We start from the raw sequence: 19541 nt of genomic DNA, 5'->3' as shown, positions 1-19541 counted from the left end.
GGAGGATCGCTCCTTCCTTCTTCAATTCTGAATGTGCAGAACTCATCAGGCGCTCAGCTGATCAGTTGCGTAATGGCTTTCCTTTTGTCAGCATATGCTGCATGCGCTGCTGGGTTTTCGGTTCGGCTACGAGACTCAGGAACGCTTCCCGCTCGAGGTCCAGTAAATATTGTTCATCCACTTTCGTCCCTTTTGCTACTCGTCCCCCGGCCAGTACAAAGGCCAATTTCTCTGCAATCTTCAAATCGTGATCAGAGATATAGTTGCCAAACTTCAATGTCTTGGCTCCAAGGAGCATCGTGGCATAGCCTGTTTCCCCCACGACCGGGATTTTGTCCCGTTTCGGTGGCTGATAACCGCTGTCAAAGAGATGCAGCGCTTGTTTCTTGGCGTCATGCAAGAGATGATCACCATTTTTACTGATGGCATCAACCGGCCGGATAAACCCGAGTTCTTCGGCTTCCTGGCCACTGGTGCTCACTTTAGCCATCGCAATGGTTTCAAACACTTTATTCGCAATGGACTGCAAGTCGATATTCGCACCTTCCGGCAGACGGTTCACTTCACGCAAGTAAAGTTCCTTGTTTCCGCCACCGCCTGGTATCAGACCGACTCCGAATTCCACCAGCCCCATGTACGTCTCAGGTGAAGCCTGGATCGCTGATGATGGCAGACAGATCTCCGTACCGCCGCCGAGCGTCATCTGGAATGGTGCTGCAACGACCGGTTTTGCGGAATAGCGGATTTTAGCCATGGACTGCTGGAACTGCCTGACGACGAGATCAATTTCCGGATAGTTCATATCCTGCGCTTCCATCAAAATCATCATCAGGTTTGCACCTACACAGAAATTTTTGCCCTGATTATTGATCACGAGGCCTTTGTAATTTTTTTCTACCTCATCCACAGATTTTTTGATCATCTGCAGGACGTCAAGGCCGATGGAATTATTCGGTGATGTGAATTCCAGGACGGCGATGTCATCACCGATATCAACCAGCGACGCACCTGCGTTTTTCATAATGATGTTGGTGTCATCTGCTTTTAACGTTTTGATGTGAATTTCCTTCGGATTAATATCCGCTTCTGTATACTCACCTTTGTGGTAGTAACTTGTCCGGGATTCATAAAAAGATGTTTTACCGGAGGCAAGCATGTCCTCAACCCACTTGGGAACGGTCTCGCCTTCCTCTTTCATCTTGGCAACGGATTTCTCGACACCCATGGCATCCCATGTTTCAAAAGGTCCGAGTTCCCAGCCGAAGCCCCATTTCATCGCGTTATCAATATCGCGGATGTTATTGGCAATTTCTTCAGCCTTCTCTGCGGCATAAATCAAGGTAGGCTTCAGAATATTCCAAACCAGCTGTCCAGCCCGGTCATCTGCATAAACAAGCGCTTTGATTTTATTCGCTTTTCCTTTCGCCTGTTTGCTTTGTTCGACAGAGGGCGCTTTCAATTTTTTACGCTCAACGTATTCCATCGTTTCATAATCAAGCTCAAGGATTTCACTGCCCTGATCGGTCTTTTTCTTATAGTAAAAGCCTTTGCCCGTTTTGCTTCCAAGCATTTTCTTCTCATTCATTTCCTGCATGAATGCCGGTGGATCGAAGACATCCTGTTCAGCGCCCTCCACTTTGTCGTAAGCATTTTTTGCTACGTGAAGAAACGTGTCAAGTCCTACAACATCAAGGGTTCTGAACGTAGCGCTCTTCGGTCTGCCGAGAGATGGCCCTGTAACCGAATCCACTTCACCAATGGAATAACCGCCTTTCACCATTTCCCGTACTGTCACCAACAGTCCATAGGTGCCGATCCGGTTCCCGATAAAGTTCGGTGTATCCTTCGCTTCAACGATCCCTTTTCCCAACGTATTTTCACCAAACGATTTCATGAAGCTCACGACATCCGGGTCGGTCGCTTTTGTCGGTATGATTTCCAACAGTTTCAGGTAGCGGGGCGGATTAAAAAAGTGTGTACCGAGGAAGTGCTTCTTGAATTCCTCTGTTCGCCCCTCTGTCATCGCTTCGATTGAAATACCTGACGTGTTTGAAGTGACGATACTGCCGGCTTTACGGTACTTTTCAACATTCTCATAAACTTTTTGTTTGATCTCGAGGTTTTCCACCACCACTTCAACGATCCAGTCCACTTCCTGCAGCCGTTCCATGTGGTCTTCCATGTTTGCAGGTTCAATCATGTCGATGTTCGTTTTCTTCGCCAGCGGAGCCGGCTTCTGTTTCTTCAATTGTTCGATCGATTCTGCCGCCAGACGATTTCGGACTGCTGCATCTTCAAGGGTCAATCCCTTAGTCTTTTCAGCGTCTGTTAATTGCCGCGGTACGATGTCGAACAAAATCGACGGAATTCCTACATTCGCGAGGTGTGCTGCGATGCCGGAACCCATGATACCTGATCCCAATACTGCCACTTTACCAATACGGTTAATCATGAAGTACCTCCTTCTCCCCATTTGAATGAATACTCATTCATTTTTAATCAAAAAATTTTTCGCGCGATTGCGCATGAAACTGTCACAAAGTGTTTACAATTACTACTATAAAGAATTTTTTCGATCTGTGCAAGGGAAAGAATCGAATTTAATAAATTTTTTTAACCGCTTACATGATCATGAATCATCAGAAATCCCGGCTCGACGGAGAACTGGCCACGAAAGACTCTGCTGCACTTGGACACTGACTGCTCTGCCCTGTTAAATCGTCCTCTACGTATAAAAACAGGACAGCCGAGGCTGTCCTGTTTTTGATTTGAATTATTCTTATGAAGGGCGTCTCATGAAGCCGGTATAACGACGGTCGAGGAGTTGACTCTCGATACGTTTCATTGTATCGAGTGCCACACCGACGACAATCAGGAGACCTGTACCTCCGATTTGAACCGCTGGCGGTAATCCGGCAAAACGGGTCAATAGCATCGGCAGGATAGAAACAGATGCCAGGAAGAGTGCACCGACAAATGTCAGTCGATACAATGTCCGGGTAATGTACTTCTCTGTTGTTTTTCCTGGTCGGATACCTGGAATGAAGCCATTCTGTTTTTTCAAATTCTCTGCCATTTGTTCAGGATTCATTTGAACAAACGTATAGAAGTAAGTGAATCCGATAATCAGCAGAACGTATACCGCCATACCAATGGTATTCGTATAATCAAATGCCTGCACGATCCATTGCCCAAACGCAGACTCCGCACCGAAAAAGTTCGCAATCGTCGGTGGAAAGATGAATAGGGACATGGCAAAGATAACCGGGATAACCCCTGCAGAGTTAACTTTCAATGGAATATGCGAGCTTTGACCACCTTTTGGCTGGCCGCCTGCGCCTAATTTCTTCGCATACTGAACAGGGACTTTTCGAATCGCCTGCTGGACGAAGATCACACCAACAACAACTGCAACAATCGCGAGCAGAATGAGCAGAACAATCATCAGGTTCATAAACAGCTGATCGCCTGCATCGTAAATATATATCGTATACAGCTGTGTGACGCCGCCTGGAATACCTGCAGCAATCCCCGCAAAGATCAACAGTGAAATCCCGTTTCCTACACCCTGGGCTGTAATCTGTTCACCCAGCCACAGGAGAAATGCCGTACCGGCCGTCAAGGTTAACGCAATCATCATATACGTTGCGAAGGTTGGATTCGGAACCAGTCCTGGCATAATGTTGTTAAAGCCAAATGACAGACCAAGCGCCTGCACAAAAGCAATGAGAACGGTCCCGTAACGGGTCACCTGAGCAAGCTTCTTCCGGCCCTGATCTCCTTCTTTTGACCATTCAGCAAACTTTGGAACAACGTCCATTCGAAGAAGCTGTACGATAATGGACGCTGTAATATAAGGCATAATGCCGGTGGCGAAGATCGAGAAGTTCTCAAGTGCTCCACCGCCAAACGTATTCAAAAAGCCCAGTGCCGCAAGTCCTTCAAAATCGAGTACATCCGCATTCACGCCTGGAGCCGGTATGTGCGCCCCGATACGGAATACGAATAAAATAGCAAGAGTAAATAAAATCTTGTTCCGCAGGTCACCTACGGAAAAAATGTTCTTAATTGTCCGAAACATATCATGCACCTCTTCTGTTCTTCTTATCTACACGATTACACGCTTTTTACAGAATACCACATTCAACTGAAAAATGTGACTCCATTCGTTAATTTTCTCGAATTTGCAGAATTTTTTTTTGCATCTCTTTCTTTACTGAAATCGTTCGTTACAATCTTGTGTAATTTCACAAATAGTTCTCAAATTACATGTAAAATAGAATGAGTGCATAACGTGCCCTCAGCGGCACCTGAAGGGGGGAACAAAATGCCACATTACTTATTATACTGTCTGATTCCATTATTCGCTATGTTTTTCATTTCATGTGAGCAAAACAACGGACAATTATCCGGTTTTACCTCACCTGAAAACGACAGTGTTCTGATTGCACATATCAAAGAACCGTTATTAACCCTTGTAGATCTTGAAACCAATGAAATTCAAAAGGAAATCGAGCTGCCATTTGTCATTTCGGATATGGTCTACCTCGAACACCTCGATACCTTTGTGATCGCCGGCCAAGATCAGACCGACCTGTTTTATTACGACAAGAACATCGGTTCATTTGAAAGCCTGGTCTCCCTGGAAGAAGGGATCAATCACCTCTATTACATCCCTGAGACGATGGAGCTGTATGCCAGCAATTCATTGTATAATACGTTATACAGAATACTGTATTGTGATGACGACACCGGTAATATTCAGGTGGAGCAGGTTGATACCGGTGAACATCCGGGTTCGCTTACCTATTCACGGGACCTTGACCAACTGTTTCTGGCAAACGTCTACGATCACCAAATTGAGGTGTTTGACCGGCAAAGTCTTCAACAGCTGGATGCGTTTCACGTACTCGATCGGCCAAACGGACTGCTTGTGGTGGACAATCAGCTTTTCATTGGCGGGCACGGTACCGGTGGCGATCTGAATCGTGAAGTGCACATTGCGTCTTTACCTGATCAAGAAGAACAAAAACAGATTGAGACCGGTCTGATGCCCGTGTTTTTTGAATACAATCCTTCAAAAAACCACGTTCTGGTCATGAATCACGGTTCCCATACCATCTCTCAAATCGATTTGAACCGTATGCAAATCACAGCTGAACAGGACGTTTCATTCAATCCCTATTTCAGCAGCCAGTATCAAGACGACTATCTGATCACCACGCTTGATGGACATGAACTGATCCGAGTGGACAAAAACACATTAGACTTGAACCATTCCATCCCGGTTCGGCCGGGCCCGCATTCAATGATTATACTGGAGGGAACAAACCCATGACAAAACAACCTGAACAAAACAAGCCATCCGTCCTTGTTGTCGACGATGAACAGCAAATGAGAGAAATGATCCGCAGTATTCTCGAAGCCGAAGGCTATCATGTCTTAGAAGCTTCCAACGGCTTTGAAGCCATTCAACGAATTGAGTATCACCAGGCAGATTTCATTATTTTGGATGTGATGATGCCTAAACTGGATGGGTATGAAACACTTGATATTCTTCGGAAACAGTCAGACCTTCCTGTCCTGATGCTCACGGCAAAATCTGCGGAAACAGATAAAGTGGAAGGGTTAAAAGCTGGAGCGGATGACTATTTAACGAAACCGTTCGGACGCGAGGAACTTTTGGCCAGAATCGAAGCCATTTTACGCCGTTCCAACGTTTATCCGATGCATCACAATGGAGAGGCGATTTCAAAAGAACCAGAAAACTATCAGTTCGAGAATATTCAGCTCTATATCAAGTCTAAAAAAGTTCTTGTAGATGACAAAACGGTCGCGCTCACGAAAAAAGAATTCGAAATTCTCGAGCTTTTTATGAAACATCCTGAACAGGTGTTTACAAGAGAGCAGTTGCTCGAATCGATTTTGGGGTTGGATTATTTAAGTGCCTCCTCAAGGACAGTGGACACGCATGTGAAAACATTGCGATTGAAATTGGGTGAAGCCGGTACACATATTCAGACAGTCTGGGGGATCGGTTACAAATTGGAGACGCACAGATGAGCCGGTATTATCCGATGAAAAAGAAAGCCTGGTTTCTGTTTTTACTCTTTCTGGTTATCGTGGCGGGCCTTGTGGCGTCCGTCACCTTCTATTTATATGAAAATCTCTACCTTGAAGGGGAATCCGGATACCTCGAGGAACAGATTCTCACCCTTCAGGATCTTTATGATTCCGGGGATATGGAAATATTCGAGGAGCGTCTGAACTGGACAATCGAGTCCACGCCCATGGAAGCAATTGTTAGCAGTGATCCGATGATGCTTGGCGCAGCCATTCCCCTCGCTGACCCGGAGGATGAACTGGTCATCAATCAAATTGAACGCAACCGGCTGTTAAACGGTGAAGTCATTACGATCATGAGAGACCACGGGGCTCTGAACGAACGCATACTCGGTAAAGTTGCACCGGTCATGGAAAGCGGTTATCTCGATGCCGTCATCATTTTATACCGGCCTGTTGCAGAGATTCAGACCGCTTTCTATCAGATACTTCCGTTTGTAGTCATCATCGGTTCGCTTTTTGTCCTCTTATTATTTATCGTCATGAAACGTGTGCAAAAGGAGTTTATTTCACCAATAACGGAACTCGAACATGTTTCAAAAGAACTGTCCAAGGGGCGATTCGACACCCCGATCGATATCCACGTGGAAAATGAACTCTCAGATCTGGCTGTTTCATTCAAACAGCTGGCTGATGCTCTTGCTCAAGAAGAAGAAAAGAAACGTGCCTTTATTCAAAATATTTCACACGAACTCCGCACCCCACTCAGCTACATTCAGGGGTACAGTGAACTGCTGGAGAACCATTGTAAAGAACAAGCCATCAGCACGGAATATGCCACGATCATTCATAAAGAAGCTCACCGGATGAATCGTCTCGTCAATCAGTTAATCGACTTGACCAAATTGGAAAAAGCAAACGAGGATGAAATCGAATTTTCACCCTTGGTCCTCTCTGAAATCATTGAAGATGCCGTGCGGAACACCGCTTTGAAACGCCAGGAAAAACAGCAGACCATCGAACTCCACCTTGATGAAGAGTTGATTGTCAATGGAACAGAAGACCGTCTGCTGCAGATTTTCATCAACCTTCTCGATAACGCCACTTGCTATACAGAGCCAAAAAGCCACATCTTTGTCCAGGCATCAAAACGTGAAAAATCGGCTGTCGTCGAAGTCCGCGACAACGGGCAAGGAATCTCTCAGGAACAGCTGCCTTTTCTGACAGAACGGTTTTTCCGAGTAGAAAAATCCAGAAGCCGTGCCGAAGGGGGTGTCGGCATTGGCCTGTCCATTGTCAAACAGATTGTCGACCTCCATCATGGCCAACTCACCTTCGATTCTGTCGAAGGTGAGGGGACAACCGTCACAATTGAACTTCCCCTCTACAACGAGATGTGAAATCCGATCATCTGTTTAGGGTGAGTCAACGTTTATGGCCTGTTTCAGAGGGAATATAATCTATGAGTTTTATCGAAAAGGAGTTTCAAGACATGTTGAAAGATCTAACAACGCAAGACGAGCATGTGCTTGTCACGCTATACGATGAACTGACAGTTACAGATGCGGCAGATCTTCGCGAACAGCTGTATCAGAAAATTGAAGAAGGGCATTCCTGGTTTATTATTGATATGGAACGTCTCTCTTTTATTGATTCAGCAGGGATCGGCATCCTCGTTGCCATTCATAAACGGACGAAGGAAAGGGGTGGTCATTTGAAGATCCGCCATGCAAAAGGGCCGGTCTATGAAGTATTTGAGATGACGCGCCTGACAACCGTCTTTGATTTTGAATAAATCCGTCAGCTCTTCCAAAAGAAAGGAATGCGTATCATGACCGATATCCCAGCCGTTTTTCAATCAGCCATGCTCGACGCAGGAAGGCGTCTTGGCAGTTCACCGATTGGACAAACTAAGGATTCTCCCCTGGAAAATCCCTGGCTGAAACAACTCTCATCCCCCGGTTTTGAAACGGGTCTCGACGGCCGGATCAAACATTGGAACAATGCTTTTTTAACGGAATATGCCAAAGCAGAAGCATTCGATCCAACCCATCTGGAAGTGAAAAACCTGTTCAACTGGTCAACAGGACAATGGCTGAAAGTGATGGATGAAGTCAAGGCCAGTCGGGAAGTTTCCTTTTGCACTTATAAGGATGCTTTGAACCAATCGATTACGCAGTTTGAATGGCGCATGGTTCCCCGTTACAGTCCCAAGATGGAAGTTGTCGGTGTACTCTATATTGGCCGTGACATCTCAGAGTCTGTGAAGCTGCTGCTCGAACTTGAACAGGCGGCAAAACTCCAGCGCAACATGTTGCCTGATCGCATTACCGATTACCGCTATGAACTCGATTATTATTATTACCCTCATTTTAAGTTAAGCGGTGACTCCTTCGGGTATTATTTTGACCAGAAAAGGCAGCGGTTGATTGTCTATCTGATCGATATCATGGGGCATGGGATTTACACGTCCATGCAAATGGCTTCTCTTCATTCCCTGTTTGAGGCCTCTGTTCAAAATGACCGGGTCAATGCCGAGGGGATCTTGAAGCGGATGAATCAATATTACCTGAATCATTTTGATAATGAGGATTTCGCGGCTTCGATGATTGTGGAAATTGATTTCAAACAGATGCAGTGTCACGTCATCTCTGCAGGTATTCCTTATCTCCTTCACGATAACCGCACTACCGTTCGAAAGCGGGATTTTCCCGGAACACCGCTTGGCATGTTTGAACAGACGATGTTCAGAAGACGCTCATTCAAGGTCTCAAACCGGGATCAACTGATTCTCGGATCCGACGGGTTCTTCGATGCTTTGGAGCATTATGAATTCCCTGATTCCGGGAACCGGGATGATTGGCTCCGTTTCATGCATCAAGTCAGCCTTTCCGGTCGCTCAAAAGACGATGTCACATCCATTCTGCTTACATTGAAGTAGATGTCAGGAGTGATAGAGGATGAAAATCACGGAGGTACGTTTTCATGAACCTAAAGATTTCCGTATCATTATGCAGGAATTGACACCAAAATTGCTTCTTTATTTCGGGGAGTTGGATGCCCTCATGGTGGATCTTGCACTCACTGAAAGTGTCAACAACGCCTGGGAACATGGGAATAAGATGGCTCTCGATAAATCGATCACCGTTCGTATTCATGCCTCCTCAAAACGGATATATTTCCGTGTTCTTGACGAAGGTGACGGATTCACACCCGATTTGGCATCAAGAATGCCTCCGGCAAAGGACCTCGAACGAGGACGCGGGCTTTTTATCATTCAGGAAGTGATGGATCATGTCATTCACAGTGAAAGAGGAAATGAACTGCTTATCGTGAAAAATATTAAAGGAAACAGTGCTCCCTCAACGTGAAGAGCGGCACCCCATGTGTGTGTGGGGTGCCGCTCTTTGATTTGTTGCTGATTGTTCAAGAACTGTCAGTCTTCGAAACCGTCAGTAATTGCACCTGAAGAAGACGAAGAGACGAGTTTTGCATACTTTTTCAATACACCATACGTGAAGCGCGGTGGCTTCGGTGTCCAAGCCGCTTTACGGGCATTCAGTTCGTCTTCATCCACCTGCAGCGTGATTTCTTGTGTATCTGCATCGATGGTGACCTGATCACCGTTTTTCAAGAGCGCGATCGGTCCGCCGACTGCCGCTTCCGGTGCAATATGACCGATCACAAAACCGTGAGAGCCCCCGGAGAAACGGCCGTCCGTCATGAGCGCAACTTTGCCATTGAGGCCACGTCCGACAATCATCGCCGTAATGGACAGCATCTCAGGCATCCCGGGTCCGCCTTTCGGTCCGACATACCGGATGACCAGCACGTCTCCCTCCGTGATGTCACCCGCTTCAATGGCCGTTGTTGCATCTGCTTCACTGTCATATACCTTGACTGTGCCTTCAAAACGGCTGATACTCTGGCCACTCATTTTGGCAACGCCGCCTTCCGGGGCCAGGTTCCCTTTCATTACGATCAGCGGACCGCTCGATTTGATCGGTTTATCAAGTGGGAAGATGACCTTTTGGCCTTCTTTCAAGGACTCCGCTTCAGCCAAATTCTCCGCAATAGTCTTACCGGTTACCGTCAGACAATCCCCATGCAGGAGCCCTGCTTCGTGAAGAAGCTTCATGACAGCCGGTACTCCGCCTGCCTGAAAGAGGTCTTCCATGACATACTGGCCACTTGGCTTCAGGTCAGCAATGTGCGGTACATGTTTTCGGACGCGTTCAAAGTCATCATAATCCAGATCGACATCCACACTTCTGGCAATCGCAAGAAGATGCAAAAACGCATTTGTGGAGCCGCCAAGCGCCATAACAACCGTAATCGCATTTTCAAATGCTTTTTTCGTCATGATATCCCTTGGTTTAATGTCTTGTCTCAAGAGTTCTAGTGTTAATTCTCCGGCTTGTTCACATTCCTGATGCTTGTAATCATCCACAGCCGGCGTTGAGGATGAGCCTGGAATACTCATGCCAAGGGCTTCAGCGGCCGCAGCCATCGTGTTCGCCGTATACATACCACCGCAAGAACCTGGTCCAGGACATGCAGAGCATTCAACTTTATGAAGGCCTTCATCATCGAGCTTACCGCTCTGGTGCTGACCGACAGCTTCAAAGGACGTCACGATATCGATGTCTTTTCCGTCGAGGCGGCCTGGCTTGATTGTGCCACCATACACGTATACACCGGGTACATTCATCCGTCCCATGGACATCAGGCACCCTGGGGTCGTTTTGTCGCAGCCCCCGATCGCAATCACCGCATCCAGAGCTTCAGCACCCACGACTGTTTCGATGGAATCCGCAATCACTTCACGCGATGGTAACGAATAGCTCATGCCGTCATGACCCATGGCAATCCCGTCTGCGACCATAATCGTATTGAAAATCATCGGCGCGCCGCCACCGGTTGCTGCACCTTTCTTTGCGTCTCTCGCGAGGGCATCGATATGTACATTACACGGCGTTACCTCGCTCCAGGTACTGGCTACACCTATCATTGGTTTTTTAAAATCTTCATCGGTAAATCCGACTGCCCGGAGCATGGAGCGGTTTGGCACACGGTTTACCCCTTCACTGATTACTTTACTTTTATGACGCAGATCTTTCTCACTCACTTCATTCACCCTTTCTGGAATCGTACATTTCCTCACAAACTATTTCGGTTATAACGTCTATGATAGCTCACTTTGACGCGTTATTGCAATAAGTTTTCAGAAAACAGACGCTTTTCAGACGTTACTTTCCGGAGCGGGTTTTATTTCAGAGCAGACAGCAAGCAAGATTTTGTTGTAAACTGATCATGAGAATTGAAAAGGAGTGATCGTGCCATGACCGTATCCGTCAAACAATACTTAAAAGACAACAGAGAGCAAAACCTCGAACGACTGAAAAGGTTTCTCGCTATCCCAAGTGTCAGTACGACATCGTCTCATAAAGAAGATGTTCTGAAGGCCGGGGAATTTGTCCGTGATTATCTCAATGAGATCGGCTTTGAGAAGGTGAATCTCGAAGAAACAGGAGGACATCCTCTCGTTTATGCAGAATGGATGGGTGCTGAAGGGGCTCCAACCGCCTTGTTCTATGGCCACTATGATGTGCAGCCCGCCGAACCGTTGGAACTATGGGACAGTGAACCGTTTCAAGCAGAGGTTCGGGATGAGCGGATATTCGCCCGCGGAGCCTCTGACGATAAGGGGCAGGTGTTTATGCACCTTGCAGTTTTTGAAGCTTTTATGAAAACCCAGGGTGCGTTGCCGATTAATGTGAAAGTCATCATAGAAGGAGAAGAGGAAATCGGAAGCGAAAATCTGAACCCTTACCTGAAAAACAACCTTGAAAAATTAGCAGCAGATTTTGCACTCGTATCCGACTCCGGCATGGTGGAAACCGGACAGCCGACGATGCTTTACGGTTTGAAAGGCTTTACCGGTCTGGAAGTCACTCTTCGCGGGGCAAAACGCGATCTGCACAGCGGCCTTTACGGCGGCGCAGTCAAAAATCCTGCCATGGCCCTCTCACAGCTGTTGGCCGGTATGAAAAATGAGCATGAGAAAGTTCTCATTGAAGGGTTCTATGACGGGATTGAAGAATTGGACCAGGAAGAGCGTGACCTGATGAATGCTGCGCCTGGTGAGGACTATACCCGTTCTCTCGATATTCCGGAAACCACGCCGGAAGATGGTTTCACGGTGAATGAACATTTGATGGCCCGGCCGACATTTGAAGTGAACGGCATTTTCGGTGGCTATCAAGGAGAAGGTACAAAAACGATCATTCCTTCTGAAGCAACAGCAAAGTTGACATGCCGGCTTGTACCAGGTCAGGACCCGATGATCATTCAGGACCTCCTGGTTAAACACATTGAAAAACACGTCCCTAAAGGGGTACATGTATCTGTAAAGCGGGAACCTCTGTCCGCCAAAGCTTACAAGGTTGATCCTGCACACCCGCTGATTCAAAGCGCCGCAGAAAGCCTGAGCGCAGCATTTGGAAAAGAAACGGTTTTTGTCCGTCTTGGCGGCTCGATTCCAGTGGTGGAATCTTTTGACCAATTATTTGGCATCCCTGTCATTCTTCTCGGTTTTGGAACGCCTGAAGATAATCTGCATGCGCCAAACGAAAGTTTCCCTGTGAACCATTTTGATCTTGGAATGGAAGTATTGGTGGATTATTATGCAAAAGCTGCAAAATTGAACTGATTCATCACGCAGAAGAAGCTTATTCGTGTTATTGCATCTGCTTTTGGTGGCTATAAACAAGTTCAAGACTGGATTTTTTGAAAAAGCGTGATTCAAGACATTGATTGGTCTTCGAATCACGCTTTTTCAAAAGAATTTTGGGTTATGCTCATCAATAAACAGACTCTTCTCGTCAATAACCAAGCTCTCTTAATCAACCCCACTTGAACCCCCCAAAAAAAATAAAAAACCACCATATTGATAATATGGTGGAGACGGCGGGACTCGAACCCGCGTCCAGAGATAACGTAACTTAAGCTTCTACGAGCGTAGTTCGTTTATTAGCGTTTCGCCTTCACGTCTGCCAACGAACAGGCGTCTGTGAGGCTAACCTGATTGATCTCTTCAGTCTTCCCTCAGGTGGTGAGAATTCTGCGTATCCCACTTAGAGTGAGTCCCAGTTCCTTCACATGGGCGATGAAGGGTGGAACCGCTAGCAGGGGTTTTACGCCGCTGCTAAAGCGAAATCGTTATCTTGTTTGCCAACTGTAGGCAAGGTGAGCGTTTTTACGAGGACACTCAGCTCGGCTCGCCACTTAAGCTCGACCTATCCCTGTCGAATCCAGAACGTCCCCAAGTTGATGAGACGCCAAGGATGAAGGAATCAGTCATCTGATTCTATTTTCCTTAACGATTACTTCTATTATAACATATCTGGCTCGAACGTCAATTCGCCGAACCTCTTGTTATCAGCGGCCCAGCTGGTGGTCTTTGAACGCCCGCTCGACTTCACGTTTCGCATCTTTTCGTTTCAGATCTTCGCGTTTATCATATTTCTTTTTCCCGCGGCCAAGTCCAAGCAGCACTTTGGCTACTCCGTTTTTAATATAAATTTTAAGCGGCACCAGCGTATAACCCTTTTCTTTTGTAATACCGACCAGTTTGTCGATCTCTTTTCGATGCATCAGCAGTTTACGTGCACGCACAGGGTCATGGTTATGACGGTTCCCCTGCTCATAGGGACTGATGTGCATATTCGAAAGCCACACCTCGCCACCTGAAATCCGTGCAAAGGAATCTTTCAGATTGACACGCCGGTTTCGAATCGATTTGATTTCCGTCCCGGTCAATACAATCCCTGCTTCATAGGTTTCTTCAATATGAAAATCATGATTGGCTTTTTTGTTTTGGGCAATAGGTCTGTCGAATGTTGCCATAATCGCTGCATCCTTTCATCACGTCGCTATTCATAGTGTAGCAGAAGAAGCACCGGTGGAACAGTCCGGAATTCCCACCGGACTGCCCCTGTTAAAGCACGTATTACTCTTTCGGTTTATCTTTTGCTTTCTTTTTCGGTGCGCCACTGTAAAATGGCGGCTTTTTTTTGCCTCGTTTTCTCTTTTTTGCCGCCTTTTTCTTTTCAGCATCTTTACCGCGTTCTCCTGTTGCTTTTGCCGCTTCAGGTTTCTTGTTCTTCCCGTTTGACGGCTTCGGTTTACTCTGGCCGTCGATGACTTTCGGCCGCTGTTTCCTCGACGCCTGTCGCGGTTTCATGCCCATGACTTCAAAGTCAACGGTTCGTTCATCGAGATTCACATTGATGACGCGGACATCGATCTCATCGCCCAGTCGGAAAACATTGCCTGTGCGTTCACCGATCATGACATACTGCTTCTCATCATAATGGTAATAGTCGTCCGTCAGATAGCTCACATGGACGAGGCCTTCGATGGTGTTGTGAAGTTCCACAAACAGTCCAAATCCGGTCACGCCACTGATGACACCCGTGAATTCTTCACCGACCTTGTCGACCATGTACTGAACCTTTTTCAGCTCATCTGTTTCACGCTCAGCGTCTTCTGCCCGGCGCTCCATCTCAGACGAATGCCGGGTAATCTCCGGCAGTTTCTCCTGCCAGTGATTGATCGTCTTTTCATCCGTTTTGCCCTGAATCAGATAGGTCCGGATCAGACGATGAACAATCAGGTCCGGATAACGGCGGATTGGCGATGTGAAGTGGCTGTAAAACTCCGATGACAAACCGAAATGCCCGGCATTTGCCGGTTCATAGCGGGCCTGTTTCATGGATCTCAGCATGACCCGGCTGATGACCGCTTCCTCCGGTTCGCCCTTGACTTCCTCCAGAAGCTCCTGCAGAGCTCTTGGATGAATCGCATTGGCCTTGCCTTTTACCGTGTAACCGAAATTCGTGATGAATTCCAGAAATGTCTGCAGTTTCTCTTCATCCGGATCTTCGTGAATCCGGTATACAAACGGTACCTTCATCCAGTGAAAATGCTCAGCAATCGTCTCGTTCGCTGCAAGCATGAATTCTTCAATCAGTTTCTCAGCCACACTCCGCTCCCGGATAACCACATCCGTGGGATTGCCTTGTTCATCCACCTCAACTTCCGCTTCCTTAAAGTCAAAGTCAATTGCCCCCCGCTCAAAACGGTTATGCCGGAGCCGTTCTGCCAGTTTTTCCATCTCTTGAAACATCGGTACAAGGTTTTTGTAGCGTTCCTTCGTTTCCGGATTCTCATCCACGAGAATTTCCTTCACTGCATCATAGGTCATGCGTTCCGTCGTTCGGATCACACTTTCAAAAATGTCATGATTCACCACTGCGCCTGCCGAATTGATTTCCATCGTGCATGACAGGGTCAACCGGTCCACCTGTGGATTCAATGAACAAATTCCATTGGATAATCGGTGCGGGATCATCGGGATGACACGGTCTGTCAAATAACAGCTCGTCGCGCGTTCCGCTGCTTCCACGTCTATCGGGGAGTCTTCGGTAACATAGTGGGATACGTCCGCAATATGCACACCGAGCTCTGTATTGCCGTTCGGTAATGTTTTCACCTGTACGGCATCGTCAAGGTCTTTTGCATCTGCGCCGTCAATCGTGACAATGACTTCATCGCGCAGGTCCCTGCGGCCTTTCAGGTCATCTTCAGCTATCGTTTCCGGCACTTCGTTAGCATGTACTATCGTTTCTTCATTAAACTCACCCGGCAGACCGTGCTTATGAATCACCGACAGGATATCGACGCCAGGATCATTCTTATGACCGAGGACGTTGACGACATGGCCTTCGGCACTTTTTCGGCCCTCAGGGTATTTGGTAATCTCCACGAGAACTTTGTGGCCATTCACAGCACCCAAAGACTGACCCTTAGGGATGAAGATATCCGATGGAATCCGCTTGTCATCACTGATGACAAAGCCGTAATGTTTTTCATCGGAGTAGACGCCCACGGTTTGTGTCACGCCCCGCTTCAGGATCCGGATGACCGTTCCCTCTGGTCTTGAACCGCTTGTCTTGCTCATTAAGCGCACCATGACCAGGTCGTTGTTCATCGCATTGTTTAATTCCGTCGGAGGAACGAAGACATCATCCATGCCTTCTTCTGTTTTGATGAAGGCAAATCCCCGGGGGTTCATAATGACTTCCCCGCGGACCAGATCCATCTTTTCCGGCACCCCGTAGCGGTTCGTCCGGGTTCTGACGACGTCCCCATTGCCTTCCATGTCGTTTAAGACCTGAATCAGGATTTTATATTCCTCTGCTCCGTCGAGGACAAAATGTTCCTCCAGATCTTTGACGGATTGCGGTTTTGATGCATCGTGTCTTAAATAGTGGAGAATTTTCTCCGGTAAATGTTCACGCATAACGTGCTCCTCTCTTATCTCTTTTTACATGTTTACTTTGATTTATCCTGCCAGTCCAGTTTTTCCAGAAAGGCGTATACGTCTTTGTGCAATTGTTCTTTCTCTTGATCAAGCGTGACGACGTGCCCTGATTCTTTATACCAGAAGAGTTCCTTCTGATCCGTTTCCACATGATCATGGATCCACCTGGCACTTTCAGGATCGACAACCTCATCCTTTAAGCCTTGGGCAATCAGGGTCGGTGTATAAATCAAATCTATATCCTGCCTGACCCCTTCAATAAATGTATGCAATGCACGAATCGTCGGCAAAGGGGTGCCTTCAAAGGCTCTCATTTCTTTTTCAACCTGCTCATCGCCCATGCCATTGAGCTGTTTGTATTCTTTCGCGTAGTGCAAAACACCCTGATGCATCCGTTCCTCGCCCTGGGTGAACATCGGTGCGGCCATGGGAAAAATGCCCTTGACCGGGTGTTCCATTCCTAGCTTCAGACTCATGACACCCCCCATCGACAAGCCCCCTACGGCGATCTCGTCATACCCCTGATCGAGGAGAAACTGATAGGCCGCTTTCACATCATCATACCAGTCATCCGGGCCATACTTCACCAGCTCCTCCGGAGGTACACCATGTCCGCGCATATGTGGCGCATGACAGGTATAGCCCTGTTTATTTAAATAGCGTCCGAGCATGCGGACATCGGCGGAATTGCCCGTGAAGCCGTGAAGCAAGAGGACCGCCCGATTTCCTCCTTCGAATGTAAAAGGTTCTGGCTGATTGATTTTCACCATGTCTTATTCGTCCTTTCCGTTTCAACCGGTTGTGTGATTGTCTTCTGATGGTTCATCCAAAAAGCGATCCGGGTCCAGAAAAGCATCGATTTTCTCGAACATCTCTTCTTTCGCATCGCTGTACCAGATGTAGTGTTTCGCATTTGGAAAATGAAAAATTTCTTTTTGTTCGCTGCTGATGGTCTGATAAATATATTCAGCACTCTTGGGTGGCACCATTCCGTCTTTATCCCCTTGAATAATCAGCGTCGGGACCTCTACCCGATCGATCAGGGGACGGACTTTTTTCACCAGCTTGGCAAATTCCAACGTCGCCTTCACAGGTGTATTCCGGATTTTATCTCTGTACAACTGGTAATATTCATCCTCATTCAGTTCTCCTCGTATCCCTTCCATAAACCAGCCGGAAAGGTCCTGCACAATCTGCAGCGGATTCAAGTAGTACGCCGCGGGACTAAGAAGAACCAGGCGGTCAACAGGATAGGCGCCAGCCAGATAGCTTGCTATGACACCGCCCATGGAAAAACCAACGATATAGACTTTTTCACATCGCTGCAAAAGTTCTTCCAGGCCTGCTTTTGCCTTGGCAAGCCACTCCTGATAGGTGACCTCTGCCAGGTCTTCTTTGAGGCCGGTGTGACCCGGCAGTTCCGGGGTATAAACAAGCCAGTTTTTCGCTTTCAAATGCCTTTCGACATCGGTGATTTCGTCACGGGTACCGGCAAAACCATGTATAATTAAACAGCCTATCATGACAACACCTCCCCCGACTACTCGCCTTCGTTCAAGACATGAAGATAGTCAACTGTTCCCTTTTTTCTCCTGAAAAAAACAAAAACAGCAGACATCAGGCCTGCTGTTTCCCATGAGATTAAATATAGTAAGCAACGACGAGGGTCAGTACAAAAAACAGTACACCGAGAACCACGGTTACTTTTGATAACACCGCTTCCAGTCCTCTTGCTTTTTGTTTACCAACCATCTGTTCTGCCCCACCTGAAATCGCTCCGGCCAAACCGGCACTTCGTCCTGACTGTAACAGCACGACTGCGATCAACAGAATGGAAACAACAACAAGCAATACTGACACAAATGCTTGCAAACTTTCCACCTCCACACATCTCTTAAGCCTGTATAGAATATACCACGTCAGACCCCTTGATGCAAGGTTATTCGGACAATCGTACAACTTGCCTGCTTTTGGCAGAGGTGTAGAGTGCTTCGACGATTTGCTGAATCATCGTTCCTTGTCCAGGGGTGATAATCGGTCTCGTTTTCTTGTCTACCACATCAAGAAAATGCACGATTTGCCGTTCGTAACTGTCACGGGTATCCGTTTGCTCCAGGTAGGCAGGTTCCATATTAAAAAGCGACCCGTACTTCTCCTGATAAATCGTAAACGGATCTGTCTCTGCACCGCCTTTATCGCCCAGAAGTTCCACATTGAGGTGCTCATCCTTCCGGATATTCGCCGCGTAGGAGGCAGTCAGATTCATCGTGAGGCCGTGCTCAAAACGAATCATGCCTGTCGCAAGATCTTCGACGGTATAGTCCTGGGGATCCCAGTTCCCGAGAAGACCGACACCCGGTTTTTTTCCGAGACGCTGGTGGGTCGCTCCCATCACCTCCACCGGTTTCGGGAACCCGCTCAGATACATGGCCAGGTCCAGCATATGCACACCGATATCGATCAGTGGTCCACCGCCCTGCAATTCCTTGTTCGTGAACACACCCCAGCCAGGGATACCTCTTCTGCGCATTGCTGTAACGTTCATATGATAAATCGTGCCGAGTTCCCCGGATTCAATTGCCCGCTTCAACACTTTCGTCTCTAAATTATGACGATGATTGAATGCATACAAGAGATGTTTTCCTGTTTCCTTTGCCGTGCGTTCCATTTCCATCGCCTCTAAGGGCGAAGTCGCCGGCGGTTTTTCACAGAGTACGTGACAGCCTGCCTTCAGCGACTTCACAACGGCATCATGATGAAACGCATTCGGATTACACACACTGACCAGATCAGGTTCGATGGTTTTGAGCATGTCATCGACATCCGTAAAGCTGTTTTTAATATCAAATGCTTTTGCTGCGGATAAAGCCGTTTCTTCCGTGTAGGAACAGACGGCCACCACTTCTGTACGGGGATCGCTCATGTAATGTGGAATATGCGCGCCACTCGCAATACCACCGGGACCGATGATCGCCACTTTCCACTTTGCACTCATGCTGTTCACCTCTCCTCTCATCAACTACCAACTGCTTACAGTATAGCGATTTCCACGTCAAAAAGCGAATAGCTGCCAGACAACAGAAGAACCCCC

16 protein-coding genes and 1 other RNA gene are annotated in these 19541 nt (G+C 47.4%); 7 read left to right on the top strand and 10 right to left on the bottom strand.

Going from position 1 to position 19541, the window contains the following annotated elements; genetic code table 11:
• Positions 1-61: 61 nt before the first annotated feature.
• Both BBEV_RS03015 and secY read right to left on the bottom strand, forming a co-directional pair.
• Complete coding sequence (locus BBEV_RS03015; protein ID WP_069364126.1) at positions 62-2452, bottom strand: 3-hydroxyacyl-CoA dehydrogenase/enoyl-CoA hydratase family protein; 2391 nt, start codon at positions 2450-2452, stop codon at positions 62-64.
• 327 nt (positions 2453-2779) lie between these two features.
• Positions 2780-4081 carry a preprotein translocase subunit SecY gene (gene secY / locus BBEV_RS03010; RefSeq protein ID WP_069364125.1) on the bottom strand — a complete coding sequence of 434 codons (1302 nt, stop codon included), beginning with the start codon at positions 4079-4081 and terminating at the stop codon, positions 2780-2782.
• Positions 4082-4327: 246 nt separating this feature from the next.
• Between secY and BBEV_RS03005 the strand changes: the two genes are divergently transcribed.
• The 6 genes from BBEV_RS03005 (at position 4328) to BBEV_RS02980 (ending at position 9434) form a co-directional block, all read left to right on the top strand.
• Positions 4328-5338 carry a YncE family protein gene (locus tag BBEV_RS03005; RefSeq protein ID WP_069364124.1) on the top strand — a complete coding sequence of 337 codons (1011 nt, stop codon included), beginning with the start codon at positions 4328-4330 and terminating at the stop codon, positions 5336-5338.
• Positions 5335-6063: a response regulator transcription factor gene (locus BBEV_RS03000; RefSeq protein WP_069364123.1), complete on the top strand. Its 729-nt coding sequence runs from the start codon at positions 5335-5337 to the stop codon at positions 6061-6063. The genes BBEV_RS03005 and BBEV_RS03000 overlap by 4 nt, the downstream gene beginning before the upstream one ends.
• Positions 6060-7463: a sensor histidine kinase gene (locus BBEV_RS02995; protein ID WP_069364122.1), complete on the top strand. Its 1404-nt coding sequence runs from the start codon at positions 6060-6062 to the stop codon at positions 7461-7463. Before BBEV_RS03000 ends, BBEV_RS02995 begins: the two co-directional genes overlap by 4 nt.
• A gap of 92 nt (positions 7464-7555) precedes the next feature.
• Complete coding sequence (locus BBEV_RS02990) at positions 7556-7858, top strand: STAS domain-containing protein (protein ID WP_069364121.1); 303 nt, start codon at positions 7556-7558, stop codon at positions 7856-7858.
• Positions 7859-7894: 36 nt separating this feature from the next.
• A complete protein-coding gene (locus BBEV_RS02985; protein ID WP_069364120.1) occupies positions 7895-9004 on the top strand; it encodes a SpoIIE family protein phosphatase in 1110 nt (369 codons plus the stop codon).
• A gap of 19 nt (positions 9005-9023) precedes the next feature.
• Entirely contained in the window at positions 9024-9434 is a 411-nt protein-coding gene (locus tag BBEV_RS02980; protein WP_069364119.1) for an ATP-binding protein, read from the top strand.
• A 65-nt stretch (positions 9435-9499) separates the two neighbouring features.
• On the opposite strand, the gene ilvD is transcribed toward BBEV_RS02980, so the two are convergent.
• Positions 9500-11191, bottom strand: coding sequence for a dihydroxy-acid dehydratase (gene ilvD / locus BBEV_RS02975; RefSeq protein WP_069364118.1), 1692 nt, complete (start codon positions 11189-11191; stop codon positions 9500-9502).
• A 213-nt stretch (positions 11192-11404) separates the two neighbouring features.
• On the opposite strand from ilvD, the gene BBEV_RS02970 reads away from it, so the two are divergent.
• The gene (locus BBEV_RS02970; protein WP_069364117.1) at positions 11405-12775 is read left to right on the top strand and encodes a dipeptidase; all 1371 of its coding nucleotides are present in this window, start codon (positions 11405-11407) and stop codon (positions 12773-12775) included.
• A 246-nt stretch (positions 12776-13021) separates the two neighbouring features.
• Here the strand turns inward: BBEV_RS02970 and ssrA are convergent.
• The 7 genes from ssrA to BBEV_RS02935 all read right to left on the bottom strand — a co-directional run bounded on the left by ssrA (position 13022) and on the right by BBEV_RS02935 (position 19445).
• Positions 13022-13389: a transfer-messenger RNA gene (ssrA, locus tag BBEV_RS02965) on the bottom strand.
• Positions 13390-13503: 114 nt separating this feature from the next.
• Positions 13504-13971 carry an SsrA-binding protein SmpB gene (gene smpB, locus BBEV_RS02960; RefSeq protein ID WP_069364116.1) on the bottom strand — a complete coding sequence of 156 codons (468 nt, stop codon included), beginning with the start codon at positions 13969-13971 and terminating at the stop codon, positions 13504-13506.
• Between the two features lie 103 nt (positions 13972-14074).
• On the bottom strand, positions 14075-16429 hold the full coding sequence (rnr, locus tag BBEV_RS02955; RefSeq protein ID WP_069364115.1) for a ribonuclease R: 2355 nt from the start codon (positions 16427-16429) through the stop codon (positions 14075-14077).
• A 32-nt stretch (positions 16430-16461) separates the two neighbouring features.
• Positions 16462-17217, bottom strand: a complete 756-nt coding sequence (locus BBEV_RS02950) for an alpha/beta hydrolase (RefSeq protein ID WP_069366573.1) — start codon at positions 17215-17217, stop codon at positions 16462-16464.
• Between the two features lie 24 nt (positions 17218-17241).
• Positions 17242-17973, bottom strand: a complete 732-nt coding sequence (locus tag BBEV_RS02945) for an alpha/beta hydrolase (RefSeq protein ID WP_069364114.1) — start codon at positions 17971-17973, stop codon at positions 17242-17244.
• Between the two features lie 118 nt (positions 17974-18091).
• Positions 18092-18322 (bottom strand): preprotein translocase subunit SecG, encoded by a 231-nt coding sequence (gene secG, locus BBEV_RS02940; RefSeq protein WP_069364113.1) that lies wholly within the window; start codon positions 18320-18322, stop codon positions 18092-18094.
• Positions 18323-18389: 67 nt separating this feature from the next.
• The gene (locus BBEV_RS02935; protein ID WP_069364112.1) at positions 18390-19445 is read right to left on the bottom strand and encodes a Gfo/Idh/MocA family protein; all 1056 of its coding nucleotides are present in this window, start codon (positions 19443-19445) and stop codon (positions 18390-18392) included.
• Positions 19446-19541 lie beyond the last annotated feature (96 nt).

It is taken from the genome of Salisediminibacterium beveridgei (assembly GCF_001721685.1).
Taxonomy (GTDB): domain Bacteria; phylum Bacillota; class Bacilli; order Bacillales; family Salisediminibacteriaceae; genus Salisediminibacterium; species Salisediminibacterium beveridgei.
The sequence above is the reverse complement of the archived record's forward strand: the minus strand, read 5'-3'. Positions and strand labels throughout refer to the sequence as shown.

Excerpts from the sequence above, each read along its gene's own strand:
- rnr (WP_069364115.1), bottom strand. The coding sequence starts at position 16,429 with ATGCGTGAACATTTACCGGAGAAAATTCTCCACTATTTAAGACACGAT.
- BBEV_RS02970 (WP_069364117.1), top strand. The coding sequence starts at position 11,405 with ATGACCGTATCCGTCAAACAATACTTAAAAGACAACAGAGAGCAAAAC.
- BBEV_RS02935 (WP_069364112.1), bottom strand. The coding sequence starts at position 19,445 with ATGAGTGCAAAGTGGAAAGTGGCGATCATCGGTCCCGGTGGTATTGCG.
- BBEV_RS03005 (WP_069364124.1), top strand. The coding sequence starts at position 4,328 with ATGCCACATTACTTATTATACTGTCTGATTCCATTATTCGCTATGTTT.
- BBEV_RS03000 (WP_069364123.1), top strand. The coding sequence starts at position 5,335 with ATGACAAAACAACCTGAACAAAACAAGCCATCCGTCCTTGTTGTCGAC.
- smpB (WP_069364116.1), bottom strand. The coding sequence starts at position 13,971 with ATGGCAACATTCGACAGACCTATTGCCCAAAACAAAAAAGCCAATCAT.
- secY (WP_069364125.1), bottom strand. The coding sequence starts at position 4,081 with ATGTTTCGGACAATTAAGAACATTTTTTCCGTAGGTGACCTGCGGAAC.
- BBEV_RS02995 (WP_069364122.1), top strand. The coding sequence starts at position 6,060 with ATGAGCCGGTATTATCCGATGAAAAAGAAAGCCTGGTTTCTGTTTTTA.
- BBEV_RS02945 (WP_069364114.1), bottom strand. The coding sequence starts at position 17,973 with ATGATAGGCTGTTTAATTATACATGGTTTTGCCGGTACCCGTGACGAA.
- BBEV_RS02980 (WP_069364119.1), top strand. The coding sequence starts at position 9,024 with ATGAAAATCACGGAGGTACGTTTTCATGAACCTAAAGATTTCCGTATC.
- BBEV_RS03015 (WP_069364126.1), bottom strand. The coding sequence starts at position 2,452 with ATGATTAACCGTATTGGTAAAGTGGCAGTATTGGGATCAGGTATCATG.
- BBEV_RS02985 (WP_069364120.1), top strand. The coding sequence starts at position 7,895 with ATGACCGATATCCCAGCCGTTTTTCAATCAGCCATGCTCGACGCAGGA.
- BBEV_RS02990 (WP_069364121.1), top strand. The coding sequence starts at position 7,556 with ATGTTGAAAGATCTAACAACGCAAGACGAGCATGTGCTTGTCACGCTA.